Below are 15434 nucleotides of genomic sequence, written 5' to 3'. Positions count from 1 at the left end.
GGCCCGCGGCCCGCGGGGGGCCCGGCGGGCCGGCGGGCCCCGCGACTCGGGGGCGCGTGAGGCGCCCGGGGCGGGGCCGGCACGCGGGAGGTGGCGCGCCCGGCCCCGAGCCGGTGGGACTGTCCGATCAGGCCCGACGGCGGCGGAACATGATGAAGCAGGCCGCCGTCATACCGATGGCGGCGGCGCCCGCGATGGTCTGCGGGAGCGTGCTGTCGCCGCCGGTGGCGGAGGCGGTGTTCTGCGCGTTCAGCGCGACGGCACCGTCCTGGGCGGCGAGCTTGTTGGACGTGGCCTGCTCACCGGGCAGGTCGCCGCCGTGACCGTGGTGGGTCACGGTCGACTTGTCGGCACCCGCGTCGATCTGCTGCTGGGACGGCGCCTTGGCGGTGGCCTTGGCGGCCTGACCGAAGACGACGTCGGAGCAGCTGTAGAAGGCCTCCGCACTGTCGTTGCGCTGCCAGACCTTGTAGAGCATGTGGCGGCCGGTACGGCTGGGCAGGTTGCCGGAGAACTCGTACCAGCCACTGGGGGCGGTCCGGGCGGTGTTGGCCGTGGCGACCGGGGCGGTCTCCAGGTCGGACCACTTGAGAGGCTTGGTCGGGTCGTAACCGGCCTTGGTGATGTAGACGGTCATCGTGCCGGGGTGGGCGGCGGTCACGCGGTAACGGAAGTTGATCGCCCCGGAGGAGACGCTGGTGGTGGGCCAGTCGGTACGGGCCCAGTCGAGCGCCTTGTACTTCTCACGGTTGGCCGAGCACAGCTTGCCATCGGGAATGAGCTGCTGGTGCTTGCCGTTGGCGTTGGCGATGTTCACCTCGTTCCAGTCGTAGAGCGGCTGGGTGCCACTCGCGGCGACGAGGTCCTTGCACACCTGCGACTTCGGGTTCTCAGGGCCCTCGGCGTAGCAGGTGGCGACGCGGCTGACCGGGCCGAACATCGTGCCGTGGGCGTTCGCCTGACCCGGCGTGAAGGTCACGAGCAGCGCCGAGGCAGCGCCGACCGCACCCAGGGATGCGGCCTTGCGTCGAACGGACATCGGGGGCTCCATTCTCCAACTTGGGGGGAACACAAGTGAAAAACGATCTGTAGGCAGGGGGGATCGCACAGCTCGGGAAGGCGCGGCGCGCCAGGACATCGCACGTCACGTCCCCCCCTGTGGGGTATTCAGAGGCAGGGTCGCATTGGCCTAGACCATCCACAAGAGTCGTGCACATGGCAATCCGGACGAGCCCTCCGGCGGCCGAAAACCAGCGCTCGCCCCGGCGTTGCGCACCGAGGTGCGCCAACAGGCCCGACCACCACTCGATTTCCGCACGCCAACGCCCCTTTCCCGGGTCGTCACCACCGCGTGGGAACGACGTCCCACAGCCGCCGATCCCGCGCGAGGTGACCGTTCGCTCACTCAAAGTTGACGCGTGAACGACGCGTTCCGGACCCTCCCCGACCCGCCTCCCGCACCACGACGAGCAGCGGCTTCGCACACCGACGCCCCTCATGGCCGCACGCGCGGGCACACCGCCGCGCATCACGCCGACGAGGCCGACCCGATCGACACCGGACAGCCGGGACGAGGACCACGGCCGCCACCGCGCCCCGGCTGCACGCCCCCGGCGCCCCTCCCGACCGCGGGCCCCTCGCCGGGCCGGCCACCGAGCCCCCACCCGGCCCGTGGGCACCCGTCCGACACCGTGCGCCCGACCTCGCGGGTCCCGTGCGCCCGAGCACACCCGGCCCGGCTGGCCACACCCGGTCGCCTCACCTCCCTGTGGCCCGCGCCCGGCGTGGTGACGGCGGTGGAGAATGGGGCCATGTCCAAGAAGAGCGCGCGCCGGCGACCGGCGACCAGGCCGACGGCCGAGCCCATCGTGGAGCCCTTGGCCCCCTGTCCGTGCGGGCTGGACGCCTCCTATCGCCAGTGCTGCGGCAGCCTGCACACCGGGCACACCATGGCCGCCACCGCGGAGCGCCTGATGCGCTCGCGATACAGCGCGTTCGTCGTCCGCGACGCCGCCTACCTGCTGCGGAGCTGGCACCTCAGTACCCGCCCCGGCGGCATCAGCTTCGATGCGGCCCAGCGCTGGACCGGTCTGGAGGTGCTGCGCACCGAGGGCGGCACCGCCTTCCACACCGACGGCACCGTCGAGTTCCGAGCGGACTTCACCGTGGGCGGCCACGCGCACAGCCAGCACGAGCTGAGTCGCTTCGTCCGCCAGGACGGGCACTGGGTGTATCTGAGCGCCGCGCGGGAGCGCTGACCCGGCGTCGCGCCGCGTGCCGGGGCCACCCGGCCTCGGCGTACGCCTCGCATGCTCCCCCGGCTCCGGTCGGGGCCGGGGTGAGCCGCGCGAGCCACCGCGTCCCGCCGCCCGCCCGCGCACCCCTGTCAGGGGTCAGCGGCCCCGGTCAGGGTTTACGTGCCACCCCGCCGTACATCGAGATGTCCGCGTCCCGGACCCGGACGTCCGCGCCGGGGTCGGGTCGCCAGCGGTGGATCGGCGCCACGCCGGGCTCGACCAGGTCCAGGCCGTCGAAGAAGCGCACGGCGTCGGCCTTGGTGCCCTGCCGCAGGGCGACCCCGGACCGCCGGTAGATCTCGGCGGCGCGGGCCATCTCCTGGGGGGCGAAGTCCGTCGTGGCGTAGGACAGCGCCAGATACGAGCCGGCGGGCAGGGGGCGCAGCAGCTCGCGCACGATCGTGTACGGATCGTGGCCGGCCGGCAGGAAGTGCAGCACCGAGATCAGTGTCAGGGCCACCGGTCGGCTCAGGTCGAGCGTCTCGCGTACCTCGCGGGAGGCGAGGATGGCCGCGGGCTCGCGCAGGTCCCCGTGGAGGTAGCTGGTGCGGCCCTGCGGGGTGCTGCGGAGCAGGGCGCGGGCGTGGCTGAGCACGATGGGGTCGTTGTCCACGTAGACGACGCGCGTCTGGGGGGCCGCGCCCTGGGCGACCTGGTGCAGGTTGGGCTCGGTGGGAATGCCGGTGCCGATGTCGAGAAACTGGGTGACACCGGCCGTCCGGGTGAGGTACTCGACGGTCCGGTGCACGAAGGCCCGGTTGGTCCGGGCGATGGTGCGGGCCGTGGGCAGCGCTTCCAGGACCCGCTCGGCCGCCTCCCAGTCCGGCGGGTAGTTGTCCTTGCCGCCCAGGAAGTAGTCGTACATCCGCGCCGAGTGGGCCTTGCCCTGCGTGGCGGCCAGCCCCTGGGCGGTCGGGGCGGGTGAGGGTGGCGACGGCGCCCGGTCGGCGGTGAGGGCGGGTTCGGCCGCCGCGCTCGGCAGGGGGTGGGTGGTGGGCGTCGGCGGGGCGTCCCGCGTCGTGGTCTGCGGCGGCTCGTGCGTCACCGTCATCCTCCTGTGCCGTGGGGGGCGTCGCTCCAGTGTGCGTGAAGCTCCCCCAGGCGGTCGCGCGAGGCACCCGCCTGGAGCGCCTGGGCGCACACGTGGTCCAGGGCCGCCTGGTAACGGGCGACGTGCTCGCGCTTGGTGTCGATGGTGGGCGCGGTGAGCCCGTTCTCGTTGGAGACGATGTCGGGCAGTTCGCGCGCGCGGACCCGGAAGACGGTGAAGGCCCCGGCCCCGGCCGCCAGGTGCGGGCCGAGCTCGTACGGCATGAGCTGGAGCGTCACGTGCGGCAGCGCGGAGAGCTCCAGGAGGCGGGCGACCTGGTCGCGCATGACCTTGGGGCCGCCGACCGGCCAGCGCAGCACGGTCTCGTCGAGCACGATCCACAGCCGTGGCGGCTCCTCCCGGCGCAGCAGCGCCTGCCGGCGCATGCGCAGCTCGACGCGGCGCTCGGTGCGCTCGGGGTCGGGCGCGGTGAGCGGGTCGTCGGCATGCAGCAGCGCCCGGGCGTACTCCTCGGTCTGGAGGAGGTCGGGCACGTGCTGCGGGGCGTAGCCACGGATGAGCTGGGCCGCCTCGTCAAGGCCGATCCGCGTGCGCAGCCATTCGGGGGCCACGTCCCGGTAGGGGTGCCACCAGCTCGGCTGACTGGCCTCGTCCGCGAGCCGCTGCACGGCCTCGGCCTTCTCGCGCGCGGTCACGCCGTAGCAGTCGAGCAGCGCCATGAGTGACGCGCGCAGATAGCGCGTGGCCTGGCCCGCTTCCATGCGGCGGATCGTCGCCTCGCTCACGCCCACCGCCCTGGCCGCTTCGAGATACGACCTGCCCGCGCTCTCGCGGAGCTCCTTGAGCTGGGCTCCCAGGATCTGTCGAAGCACCTCTGGGGGATCGCCGGCGGCCAATCCGTCCCTCCTCGCTGAACTGCAATTTGCAAACTGGACTTGCATTCTGACTTTTTCCCTCACCATAGTGGGTGGTGGCCTGGAGCACACGAGACGGAGACGTAGGCACTCACCAGGCTCCGCGCCCGTCGCCCCCGCACGGGCTCACCCACTCACGCGCCTTCCCCCGCGGCAGTGACCACCCGCCGGTGGGAAGGCTCCCGGAGGACACATGGCCCGCTATCCCGCCCGAGAGCGGCTGGCGCATTGGTTCTCGCAGGGCGGCCACCCGCGCCGACCAGCGCTGACCCCCGAACGGGCCGACGCAGCCGAGCGGTGGATCAGCGCCTCGCATCCACGCCCCGAACGGCTCGCGGCCGAATGGCAGCGCCCGCCGCGCAACACCGCGCTGGTACCCGCCGGCTGCGGTTGGGACGCCGTCGCCCTGCCCTGCACCCTGGCCGCCGCGGCGTCCGAGGAGCTGTCCGTCGAGCAGCGGGCCGACCTGGAGGGCGTCCCCCTCCTGTGCGACCTGGACTGCCAGCTCGTCTACATCCCCGTGGCCCTCGGCAGCGCCGACCGCTGGGGCGACCCGGCCGTCACGGTGCTCAGCCGCGACGACTGGCTGGTCATGCCGCATCCGCGACATCCGCCGGCCGGCCACCGCGCTCTGTGGATCTCGCTGCCCGACGGCAGCGGGCGACTGGCCGACGTACGCGTGCTGCGGCTGGCCGTCGCGCAGGCCCGCGCCCGCCAGCGCGCCGCACGCCCGCTGGTGCGCACCGCCCGTGTGTACGCGCCGCCGGTTCCGCCGCAGCGCACCGCGGGCTGCGGCGAGCTCGGATTCCGCTAGCCGCGCACGCGCCGCGCGCGTCGGACCGCACGTCCCGCCCGGCGCCCGCGACGCGCGGCGGGCCAGCGTGCCCGGAGCCCGGCACGGGCGGGGACGACGCGCCTGGCTCAGCGGGTGACCAGCGGCCCCAGCTCCTGGGCCAGGGCGATGGTCAGGGCGCGAAAGACGCGCACCTCCGGGTTGGTGTCGTTGGCCCGTACAGCAAGACAACTGTTCTCCCACGGCGCGTCGAGTACCGGCACATACACCGCGCCCGGCCATCCGTAGTATCGCGCGAACGACTTGAGCCCGGAGCCCGCCGCGCGCCCGGTGATGACTCCGGTCAGCACCTCCTGGGGCGTGAGCGCGTAGTCCCTGCTGCGCCGCTGCGCCTCGTCGTTGAAGTAGAGGTAGTCGGCGAAGGGGCGCGGAGTGTGGGAGGGCAGGCGGAAGAACGGCAGGTCCGCGACGTCGGCGACACGGACCCCGCTGCCCCGCGCGTCGGCCAGCGGCGAGGACTCGGGCACCACCACGATCCGCTGCTCGGTGGTCAGGACGTCGGCCGTGACGCGTTCGTCGTCCGGCATGGGGCGCACGAAGGCGACGTCCACGCTGTCCTCGACCAGCGCGGTGACGTGCTCGGTGAAGTCGAGTTGCCGCAGTTCGACGGGGACCTCGGGGCGGGCGCGCCGGTAGGCGTTGATCGCGGCCGGCGTCAGTTCCGCCGAGCCGTGGCCCATGATCCCCACGCGCAGCGGGCGGGCGGCGGCCACCTCCTTGTCCTGGACCAGTTCGGCCATGTCGTCCATAGCGGCGTTGGCCGCGGCGAGCAGCCCGCGGGCGTGCCCGACCAGTCGGGCGCCGGCCGGGGTCAGGGAGACCGGGTTGCGGTGCAGCAGCCGGGTGCCGATCTCGCTCTCCAGGCGCCGTACGTGTTGGGTGACAGCGGGCGGGGAGAGGAAGAGCCGCGCGGCGGCCCGGCCGAAATGTCCCTCCTCGACGACCGCCAGGAACGACGACAGCAGGCGAAGGTCCATAGCCGCAACCATAGAGAGGCCGTGGTCGACGCGGCGACCGGCCTTCACCATTCGTAAAGGCGTGCGGCGCGCCGGCACGTACATCCGTAGAACTGAGCGCATGAGCGCCACCACACACCACGACAAGACGCGCGGCCGACGGCAGCCGCTCCGCGCGGCGGGGCCGGGCGCGGCTCCGCGCTACGGGCTGCGCACGGCCTGGGTCATGATGGCCTCGGGCTGGAGCGCCAACCAGTTCTCCGCGCTCCTCGGCGCCTACCGTTCGAACCTGGGGCTGTCCGAGTCCACCGTGACGGGCCTGTTCGCGGTGTACGTCGTCGGGCTGGTGCCGGGCCTGCTGGTCGGCGGGCCACTGGCCGACCGTCACGGGCGCCGCCCGGTCGCGCTGGTCGCGCTGGGCCTGAACCTGGCCTCCTCCGTCTTCCTCATGGTCGGCAGTACCTGGCACGGGATGCTGCTGCCGGGCCGGTTCCTCACGGGGGTGGGGGCCGGTGCCCTGCTGGCGGCGGGCAGCGCCTGGGTCAAGGAGCTGTCCTCGCCGCCGTTCGTGCCCGAGGCGACGCCGGCCGCGGCGGCCAAGCGCGCGGGCCTGTTCGTCTCGGCGGGCTTCGCCTCCGGCGGCCTGGTCGCCTCGATGATCGCCCAGTGGGCCCCGCACCCGCTGGTGACCGCCTACCTGCCGCACCTGGTGCTGGCCAGCGCGGCGGGTCTCGCCGCGCTGCCGGTCCCCGAGTCGCGGCGGGCGCGCCCGGCCGCGCGGCCCGCCGACGCGCCGTCGGGCCAGGCCGTCGGTGCGGCGGCGGGCCCGGCCAACGCCGCGTACGGACGCCGGTTCCTGCGGGCCGTCGTGCCGCTGGCGCCGTGGGTGTTCGCGGCGCCGGCCATCGGCTTCGCGACGCTGCCCAGCCTGGTGGACGACGGCCTCTCGGGTTGGCGGACCGTGTACGCGGGCATCATGACGGCCGTCGTGCCGGGCGCCGGTCTCCTCGTCCAGCCGCTGGCCCGCCGACTGGCCGCCCGCAACCGGCTTGCCACCGCCGCCATCGGGATGCTGGTCACCACGGTGGGCCTGGGGCTGGCCGCGCCGGCCGTCGCGCTGGAGCAGCCGGCGCTGGCGCTGCTGGCCGGCGCGCTGCTGGGCGCCGGGTACGGACTGGCGCTGACCTACGGCCTGACGGAGGTCGCGGCCCTGGCTCCGCCGGACCGGTTGGCCCGGCTGACGGCGTACTTCTGGACCACGGCCTACGTCGGGATGTTCTCGCCGTACGTGATCGCGCTGCTCTCCGACCCGGTCGGCATGACCACGCTGTTGCTGACGGGCGCGGCGCTGGCCCTGGTCACGTGCGTGACGCTGGTCCTGCTCAACCGCGACGAGGCGGTGGGGAGTTCGTGAGGTAGGGCCCGTGCGGGCGGTGGGGGCACGTTCCCCATCGCCCGTGCCGCGCGTGCGACGAGCGGGCGAGCCCGCGGTCAGTGGGGCCGGCGGCGGTAGGCTTGGCCGGTCCGCACACAGAGGAGCACGCCGATGACTCAGCCTCCCCACGAGCCTCCGCAGGGCGGCTTCGGCGCACCTCCCCCACCCCCGCCCGACCCTCGACAGGACCCCCGGACCATGCCCCCTTCCGACCCTCCGCAGGCCACCCCGCCACCGGCGCAGCCCGGGTACGGGTACGGGTACGGCCAGCAGGCGGACCCGGCCACTCCCGCGTACGGCCAGGGCGCCCAGCCCGGCCCCGCGCCCTACGGGCAGCCCCCGCAGGGCGAGCCGCCCACCCCGTACGGGCAGCAGCCGGGCCCTTACGGGACGCCGCGACAGCCGGACCCCTACGGGCAGCCCGCGCGACCGGGCCCCTACGGGCAACCCCAACAGCCGGGCCCCTACGCGCACTCGGGCCCCTACGGGGCGCCGCAGCCGGGTCCGTACGCACCGGGGCAGCCGCCGTACGGCGGCTATCCGACGCCGCCGGACGGCGGACGGGGCCGGCGCCGGACGGCCCTGGTCGTCGGTGGGGTCGTGGCCGCGCTCGTGGTGATATCCGGCGGTGTGTACCTGGCGACCCGCGACGGCGATGACGGCGACAAGAAGCCGGTGGCCCAGCGCAGCGAGAGCGTCTCCCCGACGCCCACTCTCGAACCGTCCCCGACCCCGGACGACGCCTCGACCGGCGACAGCGCCTCGCCGGGCCCGAGCCTGCCCGACCCCACCGGTCTGACCCCGACGGGCACGGGCATCGAGGGCGTCTGGCGTTCGACCAAGGACGGCAGGATGCTCGCCATGGCCAAGGGCGGGCTGAGCACGGGCGTCAAGGGTCGGGACGGGGCCGCCCTGGTGAAGGGCGATCTGGAGTGCAAGGGATTGCGCGAGGAGCGTACGCCTGGCAAGACGTGGCGGCTGGCGCTGTTGTGCGAGCGCGGCGGTGAGCAGGACAAGAACCTCGGCGGCGATGTCACGCTCAGCGGGGACACCGTGACGGTCGTCTGGGACACCGAGGGCACCGAGACCTTCGAGCGCTTCAAGGACCTGACCGAAAGCTGACGCCACCCGCGACCATGGCCCGCCGACGCCCCGCGCGTCGGCGGGCCGCGTCACGTCCGGCCGTCCCGCGCCCGCGTCCCGGCTCGCGCACGACGACTGACGTCCCCTCACCCACCGCCGGTGCGGGCGCGCGTGTCCCCCGGTCGGCGCCGCCCGCGGCCCGCTCGCGCGGCCCCGCCCGGGAGTGCCGCTCACCCCGCTCCGCGAGCCCGTCACCCGTGGGCCGTCGCGCGTCCCCACCACGTGTCGGCCCCTACGGTCGACGGGTGGCGAAGTGTGCGGGTTCAACAAAGTCACACGGGGCCGCATATGCCAAACACATAATTCGCGTCAACGCGCGTCACTATGGTGGATTGGCTTGTCTCAACCGCCTCTCACCGAGCGGTAACTGGCGGGAAACCAGCCCATTCTGGTGACCCGTTTCCGTCCGTTGTGATGCTGAGTAAGGTGTGGCCCCTGTCGCCGGTCGAACCCAGCGCGATATCGGGTCCGAATTTGACACGGCGGGAGGGAGTGGGTGGGTGGCGACGTCAACAGGAACGGCAGGGGAGCATGTCCGCGGGCGCGTTCGAGGGGCAGTATGTGTGGCATCCGGCGGCCGATGACCGCGAACTCGCGAGCGCGTGTGTGGACGTACGGGCGGGGCGCTACTGGAGCGCGCGCGAGGCCCTGAAGGAGGCCCGCGACGACTTCGGGCTGCGTGCGCACCGCTCGCTGGTCCTGGCCTCCGAGGCGGCCGACTCCGACCTGACCGAGCGCTGGCTGGCCGAGGAGCCCGGCCAGGAGGCGGCGTTACTGTGGGCCCGGGTGGCGGTGTTACGCGCCGCGCGGGCCGCCGACAGCCAGGACCGCCGGGCCATAGCGCTCAGCCGCATCGCCACCACCGCGTGCGAGCGGGCCGCCGAGATGGCCCCCCACGACCCCACGCCCTGGGTCGCCCTGCTGGGCCTGGCCCATCTGCACCAGTCGCGCGACCCGGCGCCGCGCGGACTGCTCACCGCTCCCCCGGGCCCCTGGTACCTGTTCGCGCGCATCCTGCGGCTCGACCCCTGGCACCGCGAGGCCCACCACCGGTTCCTGGCCTTCTTCTTCGCGCGCAACGGCGGCTCGGCCAACGCCGCCTGGGACGTGGCCGCCTTCCTCGGGCAGCGCGCCCCCGCCTCGTCGGCGCTGCGACTGCTCCCGCTGGTCACCCTCGTGGAGGGGCACAATCCGGCCTCTCCGCTGGCGGACCGGGTCTGGGAGGAACCGCAGTGGAGAACCACCGCCCTGAGCGTGTACCAGTACTGGTTCCCGCACGCGGCGGGCTACCGCTTCACCCCGGTGCTCGATCTGGCCTATCTGGCCCACGCGCTGTTCATGGCGGGGCGCGCCTTCGAGGCCAGGGCCGTCTTCACCGCGATGGGCCCGTACACCTCCCGCATGCCGTGGAGCGTGTTCGGAGATCCGGAAGCGCAACTCACCCGCGCCCGGCGCCAGTGTGGCCTGCCGGTGCCCGGCGCACCCTGAGCGACCCCATCACCTCGGCCCGCGGTGCGACGTCGCCTCCCGCGCGGCGAGGTCTTTCTCCTATCCCCCAGAAAGGTCGCGGCTGTGTCAGAACCCGCATTTCTCGCTCGTACGAAAATGCGCCGCCCCATAGATCCAGGACCTCTTGACGATGACGCGACACTGCACGCGATGGGATATCCACGCAAGCTGACCCGACGCTTTCGGGCCTTTGACAACTTCGCGATCTCCTTCACCATCATCAACATTATCTCGGGTATCTTCTCCTCCTTTGGCTTCGGCATGTCCGCCGGTGGCCCGCGCGTTCTCGTATTCGGCTGGATCGCGGTCTCCGTCATGGTGCTCTTCGTCGGCGCCGCGATGGCCGAGATCGCCTCCGCCTATCCGACCAGTGGCGCGCTCTACTTCTCCGCGGGCAAGCTCGCCAAGCGCCATCGCGGCGCCTGGTCCTGGTACACGGGCTGGTTGAACTTCGTCGGTCAGGTCGGCGGGACCGCGGCCACGGGGTACGCCGCCGCCACCTTCATCCAGGCGTTCCTGGCCATGCAGTGGTCCTCGTACGAGGTGACCGAGCAGCGCACGGTGCTCATCACCGCCGCGATCCTGCTGGTCCAGGCGCTGGCCAACACCTACACGGTGCACCTGGTGGCCGTCATGAACCGCATCTCGGTGTGGTGGCTGCTGATCGGGATGGTAGTGATCGTGGTCGTCCTCGCGGTGGAGCCCTCACACCACCAGTCGGCCTCGTTCGTCACGCATTTCGTCAACGACACGGGATTTACCAACGCGCTGTACGGCGGAATGCTCGGTCTTCTGGTGACGAGTTGGACGTTCACCGGATTCGACGGCAGTTTCCACATGTCCGAGGAGACGGTGCGGGCGACCGTCAATGCGCCCCGGGGCATCATGCGGGCCATCGGCTACTCCGCGGTCACGGGTCTGATCCTCATGCTCGCACTGGTGTACGCGATCCGGGACTACGACCGGGAGGCGGGGGCCGCGGCCCCGCCGGTGCAGGTCCTCGTGGACGCGCTCGGCACGAGCACCGCCAAAGTGCTCCTGCTCATCGTGATCGGCGCCATGCTCTTCTGCGGTCTGGCCAACATGACCAGCAACACCCGGCAGATCTTCGCGTTCTCGCGGGACGGGGCGATGCCGGGCTCCCGGTGGTGGCACTCGGTGTCGCCGCGTACCCGCACTCCCGTCAAGGCCGTGTGGCTGGCCGCCGCCTGCTCGCTGGTCCTGGTCATCCCCGGCTGGTGGTCGCACACCGCCTTCACCGCGGTCGTCAGCGTCAACGTCGTCGGGCTCTTCCTGTCCTACGCCGTGCCGATCTTCCTGCGGCTGCGGCTGGACGACTTCCAGCCCGGCCCTTGGCACCTGGGCCGGTACGGCAAGCTCGTCGGCCGGGTCGCCGTCACCTGGATCGTGATCAGCAGCGTGTTGTTCATGCTGCCGCACGCGTCCCCCATCACGGCGACTTCCTTCAATTACGCGCCCATCGCGCTCGGGGTGGTGCTACTGATCGCTACCGTGTGGTGGTTCGCCAGTGCCCGCCGCCGCTTCCAGGGCCCGGTCAGCTACGGCCGCCCCGACGAAGTCGCCGCCATGGACCTGATCTGAGCCCCGCGTGACCGCCGGCCGCACGCCACGGCCACCTCTGGACAGGAAGGAACACCCAGCACGATGGACCCCCTCGACACAGCACGCCCCGACGACGCGCGGAGCCGGAACACGGCCGGGGCCGCGCCCCAGGACGTGGCCCGACTGAGCGTCGCCAGCGCCTCGTTGACGGACTGGTACCAGGTGGCCGAATGGGCAGCCGCCGAGGGGTGGAATCCGGGACACAGCGACGCGGACTGCTTTCACGCCACCGATCCGGCCGGCTTCTTCATCGGACGCCTCGACGGGCGACCCGTCTCCGCGATCTCCATCGTGGGCTACTCCGACGCCTACGCCTTCCTCGGCTTCTACCTGGTCCACCCCGACCACCGGCGCCGTGGCCTCGGCCTGGCCACCTGGCGGGCGGCCATGCCGCACGCGGGCCAGCGGCTGATCGGCCTGGACGCGGTGCCCGCGCAGGAGGCCACCTACCGGCGCTCGGGCTTCACCGCCGCGTACCGGACGACTCGCTTCGCGGGGGTGCCCGAGCGCGCCGACGCGCCGGGAGCCGGAGTGGTGCCGGCCGGCCCCGAACACCTGGCGGCCATCGCCGACTACGACCGTGGCTGCTTCCCCGCCGAGCGTCGCGCCTTCGTGGAGCGCTGGCTGACCGCCGACGGGCACCAGGGGTACGTCTGGCTCGCCGACGGGCGGGTCGCCGGGTACGGCGTGATCCGACGCGCGCACGAGGGGCGGCGCCTTGGGCCGCTGTTCGCCGATGACCGACAGGGCGCGGAGGCGCTCTTCGACGCGCTCACCCGGCACCTGGATCCCGGTGAGACGCTCTACGTGGACGTGCCCGACCCGCACACGGAGGCCGGCGCGCTCGCCACGGCTCGCGGGCTGCGGCCCCACTCGGTGACCGCTCGCATGTACACGGGTCCGGTGCCACGGACCGCGACGCGGGCCACGTACGCGGTCACCAGTCTCGAACTCGGCTGAGCGCGCCGCTCGCACGAGGCGCCCCGGCCGGTGGCCGGGGCGCCGGTGTGTGACCGGGGCGCGGGGCGCTGTGCCGAAGCGTTACTTCCAGATGCTGTCGACCCACTCCGGGTGGTCGATGAACGGGTTCCGGTTGTGCTGGTAGTCGTCGAATATGACCTGGTTACGGCGCTTCTCGAAGTCGCTCGGAGCGTCCTGGGCGTTCCACTTCTTGAGCACGGACAGCCGGCCCAGGAAGGGGTTGGAACCGTTGTTCACCTGGTCGTTGACCTCGAGGTCGGCGAAGCCGTCGCCGCCCTCGTAGCGCACGGCCATGTAGAGGATCATGCGGGCGACGTCACCCTTGACCTCGTCGCGCGGCTCGAAGGAGTCCTGGTCGGTCCGGTTGCCCGGCGCCTCGTCGAGCTCGGTGCCGCCCAGGTCGAAGTCCTTGTTGCCGCGCGTGCTGTTGACGGACACGTCGGTGGGGCGCAGGTGGTGGACGTCGGTGCCAGGACCGGTGGCGGTGCCGAAGTCGCCGTGCGACTTGGCCCACACGTGCTCGCGGTTCCACTGGTCGGCACCGCCACCGTTGGAGTCCTTGCTCTGCGAGCGGCCGGTGTAGAGCAGGACGACGTTGGCGGGGTTGGCCGGGTCCTCGTCGGTGTCCTTGAGCGCGTCCCAGACCTGGCTGTAGGAGAGCTTGCTGACGTCCCTGCTGATGATCTGGTGCAGCGCCGTCTTCAGCTCCTGGCCGCTCTTGCCGACGGCGTCCTGGTAGTACGTGTCGTCGTAGGCGGTGTACGTCGTGGTGACCCGCTCGGACGACTGGTCTTCGCGCGTAGAACTCGCCGAGACGGCCGGGCTCTGCGCGATGAGTGTCGCGAGGGCCACACCGGTCAGCAGGGGCAGTGTCTTCCAGCGGGCGACGTGGCGGTGGCGCATGGTCGGTGTCCTCTCCCCGGAGCCTGCCGGCCACGGCGCCGGTCCCGCGCGCCACGGCCGTTCAGGCGAACTGTCGTTCGGCCGAAGGCAGCCTGGCACGCCATCGATCACCAGAGGTGAACGCCGTGAACCGGTTCGGTGGAGCCCTCCGGGCATCTGGCGCCCTATGGGCCGCTTTGGCGCGACTCGCCCCGCCCGCGCGGCGCGCCGCGCGGGCCCCGGGGGCGGCTGCCGGTGGGGTCCGCGAACGACTGGGGGCCTCCGGTCGGTTCGGCCGCCGCGCCCGGTGGCGAGGACCGCTCCCGGCGGCCGAGGGCACGGTGGTAGCGGGCCAGGAGGAGGACGGCCGTGGTCGCCAGGCCGACCAGCAGGCCGAGCCAGACACCCAGGGTGTCGGCGCCCGCGATGTATCCGAGCAGCGCCGCCGCCGGCAGACCCACCAGCCAGTAGCCGACGACGGTGATCCGAAAGCCGCTCCGGGTGTCGTCGAGGCCGCGCAGCAGCCCGACTCCGATGTTCTGGGCGCAGTCGAAGAACTGGAGCACGGCGATGACCGGGAGCAGGTCCAGGGCGATGTCCAGGGCTCGCGCGTCGCCGGCCGAGCCCGCGTCGAGGAAGGGGCGCAGAACGAGGTGAGGCACGGTGAGGTAGACCAGCGCCACCACGGTCATCACCGCGCCCGCGCAGGCGAGGGCGGTGTCTCGCAGGCGCCGGGCGGACGGCAGGTTCTCCAGCGCCACCTCCCGGCTGACGTTGATGGAGGCGGCGTGCGAGAGGCCGACGGCGATCTGGAACACGATGTAGACGAGCTGGTTGACGGCGGTGTGGGCGGCCAGCGCCGCGCTCCCGAAGCTGCCCGCCATCAGCGCGGTGACGGAGAAGAAGCCGGCCTCGGAACCGTAGGTGGCGGCGATCGGTATCCCGAGCCCGAGCAGGGTACGCAGCGTCGCGCGGTCAGCGCCCCGCCCCCGCCAGCTGAGCAACGGGGCCAGCGCCGGGTCCCGCCTGGTGGCGGTCAGCAACGCGAGACAGGACAGCAGGTGCACGAGGGAGGTGGCGACACCCACGCCGGGCAGGCCGAGCTCCGGCAGGCCCCAGGCGCCGTGGATGAGGGCCCAGTTGAGACCGGCGTTGACCGCCACCGAGGCCAGGGTGATCCGCAGCAGCGCCTGGGGCCTGCGCATGCCCACGGTGAACTGACGGATGGCCTGGAACCACAGGCACGGCACCAGTCCGGGGGCGAGGGCGAACAGCATGGCCTGGGCCCGCTCCGCGACCCGCGCGTCCTGGCCGACCCAGGTCAGGCCCTGCCCGAGGAGGAGCATCAGGGCGGCCCCGGCGAGGCCGGCGAGGGTGGCGAGCACCAGGCTGGCCCGCACCACCCGCCGCACCTCGGCGGTGCCCTCCGCACCCGCCGGGCCCCGCGTGCGCGCCGGCTCGACCGTGCGCGCCGGCTCGGCCGCCGCACCGGTGTCCCGTGCCGGGCCGGCGACGCCGACCGGTGGGCCGTCGGCGTTCTCCGCGCGGGCCGCGGCGGCGGCGACCTGGTTGCCCACGGCGGTGACCAGGCCCACGCCCATGGTGCGTAGCTGGTTGAAGATGACGATGGCCAGGCCGCCGGCGGCCAGGTCGGTGGTGCCGAGCAGGCCCATCATGACGGTGTCAGTGGTGGTCAGGGCGACCTGGGCGAGTTGGGTGAGGGCGAGCGGGACGGCGAGGGTGGCCAGGGCGCGGCTGTCCCGGAGCAGCGTGGTCAGCGGCACGGCGGA

At 72.9% G+C, this 15434-nt stretch carries 13 protein-coding genes; 7 read left to right on the top strand and 6 right to left on the bottom strand.

Features of this window, described 5'->3' with window-relative positions; genetic code table 11:
• Nucleotides 1-127 precede the first annotated feature (127 nt).
• The gene (locus ACFVFR_RS20565) at nucleotides 128-1039 is read right to left on the bottom strand and encodes a lytic polysaccharide monooxygenase (protein ID WP_383703652.1); all 912 of its coding nucleotides are present in this window, start codon (nucleotides 1037-1039) and stop codon (nucleotides 128-130) included.
• 772 nt (nucleotides 1040-1811) lie between these two features.
• Here ACFVFR_RS20565 and ACFVFR_RS20560 point away from each other — a divergent pair.
• Entirely contained in the window at nucleotides 1812-2258 is a 447-nt protein-coding gene (locus tag ACFVFR_RS20560; RefSeq protein WP_383703650.1) for a YchJ family protein, read from the top strand.
• 148 nt (nucleotides 2259-2406) lie between these two features.
• On the opposite strand, the gene ACFVFR_RS20555 is transcribed toward ACFVFR_RS20560, so the two are convergent.
• The gene (locus ACFVFR_RS20555; protein ID WP_383703648.1) at nucleotides 2407-3342 is read right to left on the bottom strand and encodes an SAM-dependent methyltransferase; all 936 of its coding nucleotides are present in this window, start codon (nucleotides 3340-3342) and stop codon (nucleotides 2407-2409) included.
• 2 nt (nucleotides 3343-3344) lie between these two features.
• Nucleotides 3345-4289 carry a helix-turn-helix domain-containing protein gene (locus ACFVFR_RS20550; protein WP_383703646.1) on the bottom strand — a complete coding sequence of 315 codons (945 nt, stop codon included), beginning with the start codon at nucleotides 4287-4289 and terminating at the stop codon, nucleotides 3345-3347.
• Nucleotides 4290-4455: 166 nt separating this feature from the next.
• On the opposite strand from ACFVFR_RS20550, the gene ACFVFR_RS20545 reads away from it, so the two are divergent.
• Nucleotides 4456-5076 carry a hypothetical protein gene (locus ACFVFR_RS20545; protein WP_383703644.1) on the top strand — a complete coding sequence of 207 codons (621 nt, stop codon included), beginning with the start codon at nucleotides 4456-4458 and terminating at the stop codon, nucleotides 5074-5076.
• A 107-nt stretch (nucleotides 5077-5183) separates the two neighbouring features.
• On the opposite strand, the gene ACFVFR_RS20540 is transcribed toward ACFVFR_RS20545, so the two are convergent.
• On the bottom strand, nucleotides 5184-6092 hold the full coding sequence (locus ACFVFR_RS20540; RefSeq protein WP_383703642.1) for a LysR family transcriptional regulator: 909 nt from the start codon (nucleotides 6090-6092) through the stop codon (nucleotides 5184-5186).
• A gap of 100 nt (nucleotides 6093-6192) precedes the next feature.
• Here ACFVFR_RS20540 and ACFVFR_RS20535 point away from each other — a divergent pair, with 100 nt between their 5' ends.
• The 5 genes from ACFVFR_RS20535 (at nucleotide 6193) to ACFVFR_RS20515 (ending at nucleotide 12741) form a co-directional block, all read left to right on the top strand.
• Nucleotides 6193-7485 (top strand): MFS transporter, encoded by a 1293-nt coding sequence (locus tag ACFVFR_RS20535; protein WP_383703640.1) that lies wholly within the window; start codon nucleotides 6193-6195, stop codon nucleotides 7483-7485.
• 219 nt (nucleotides 7486-7704) lie between these two features.
• Nucleotides 7705-8628 (top strand): hypothetical protein, encoded by a 924-nt coding sequence (locus ACFVFR_RS20530; RefSeq protein WP_383703638.1) that lies wholly within the window; start codon nucleotides 7705-7707, stop codon nucleotides 8626-8628.
• 552 nt (nucleotides 8629-9180) lie between these two features.
• Nucleotides 9181-10137, top strand: a complete 957-nt coding sequence (locus tag ACFVFR_RS20525; protein WP_383703636.1) for a hypothetical protein — start codon at nucleotides 9181-9183, stop codon at nucleotides 10135-10137.
• Between the two features lie 171 nt (nucleotides 10138-10308).
• Nucleotides 10309-11760 (top strand): amino acid permease, encoded by a 1452-nt coding sequence (locus ACFVFR_RS20520; RefSeq protein WP_383703634.1) that lies wholly within the window; start codon nucleotides 10309-10311, stop codon nucleotides 11758-11760.
• Between the two features lie 63 nt (nucleotides 11761-11823).
• The gene (locus ACFVFR_RS20515) at nucleotides 11824-12741 is read left to right on the top strand and encodes a GNAT family N-acetyltransferase (protein ID WP_383703632.1); all 918 of its coding nucleotides are present in this window, start codon (nucleotides 11824-11826) and stop codon (nucleotides 12739-12741) included.
• A gap of 81 nt (nucleotides 12742-12822) precedes the next feature.
• Here the strand turns inward: ACFVFR_RS20515 and ACFVFR_RS20510 are convergent, their stop codons facing one another.
• Nucleotides 12823-13665, bottom strand: coding sequence for an endonuclease I family protein (locus ACFVFR_RS20510; RefSeq protein WP_383703630.1), 843 nt, complete (start codon nucleotides 13663-13665; stop codon nucleotides 12823-12825).
• 164 nt (nucleotides 13666-13829) lie between these two features.
• On the bottom strand, nucleotides 13830-15428 hold the full coding sequence (locus ACFVFR_RS20505) for an MATE family efflux transporter (RefSeq protein WP_383703628.1): 1599 nt from the start codon (nucleotides 15426-15428) through the stop codon (nucleotides 13830-13832).
• Between the last annotated feature and the right edge of the window lie 6 nt (nucleotides 15429-15434).

Origin of the sequence: Streptomyces sp. NPDC057702, assembly GCF_042799315.1 — a bacterium.
Classification (GTDB): domain Bacteria; phylum Actinomycetota; class Actinomycetes; order Streptomycetales; family Streptomycetaceae; genus Streptomyces.
Note: the sequence above shows the minus strand (reverse complement) of the source record. Positions and strands in the feature narration are given on the sequence as shown.

Coding starts and splice junctions, on each gene's coding strand:
- ACFVFR_RS20565 (WP_383703652.1), bottom strand. CDS start 1,039: ATGTCCGTTCGACGCAAGGCCGCATCCCTGGGTGCGGTCGGCGCTGCC.
- ACFVFR_RS20560 (WP_383703650.1), top strand. CDS start 1,812: ATGTCCAAGAAGAGCGCGCGCCGGCGACCGGCGACCAGGCCGACGGCC.
- ACFVFR_RS20550 (WP_383703646.1), bottom strand. CDS start 4,289: ATGCAAGTCCAGTTTGCAAATTGCAGTTCAGCGAGGAGGGACGGATTG.
- ACFVFR_RS20545 (WP_383703644.1), top strand. CDS start 4,456: ATGGCCCGCTATCCCGCCCGAGAGCGGCTGGCGCATTGGTTCTCGCAG.
- ACFVFR_RS20540 (WP_383703642.1), bottom strand. CDS start 6,092: ATGGACCTTCGCCTGCTGTCGTCGTTCCTGGCGGTCGTCGAGGAGGGA.
- ACFVFR_RS20535 (WP_383703640.1), top strand. CDS start 6,193: ATGAGCGCCACCACACACCACGACAAGACGCGCGGCCGACGGCAGCCG.
- ACFVFR_RS20530 (WP_383703638.1), top strand. CDS start 7,705: ATGCCCCCTTCCGACCCTCCGCAGGCCACCCCGCCACCGGCGCAGCCC.
- ACFVFR_RS20525 (WP_383703636.1), top strand. CDS start 9,181: ATGTCCGCGGGCGCGTTCGAGGGGCAGTATGTGTGGCATCCGGCGGCC.
- ACFVFR_RS20520 (WP_383703634.1), top strand. CDS start 10,309: ATGGGATATCCACGCAAGCTGACCCGACGCTTTCGGGCCTTTGACAAC.
- ACFVFR_RS20515 (WP_383703632.1), top strand. CDS start 11,824: ATGGACCCCCTCGACACAGCACGCCCCGACGACGCGCGGAGCCGGAAC.
- ACFVFR_RS20510 (WP_383703630.1), bottom strand. CDS start 13,665: ATGCGCCACCGCCACGTCGCCCGCTGGAAGACACTGCCCCTGCTGACC.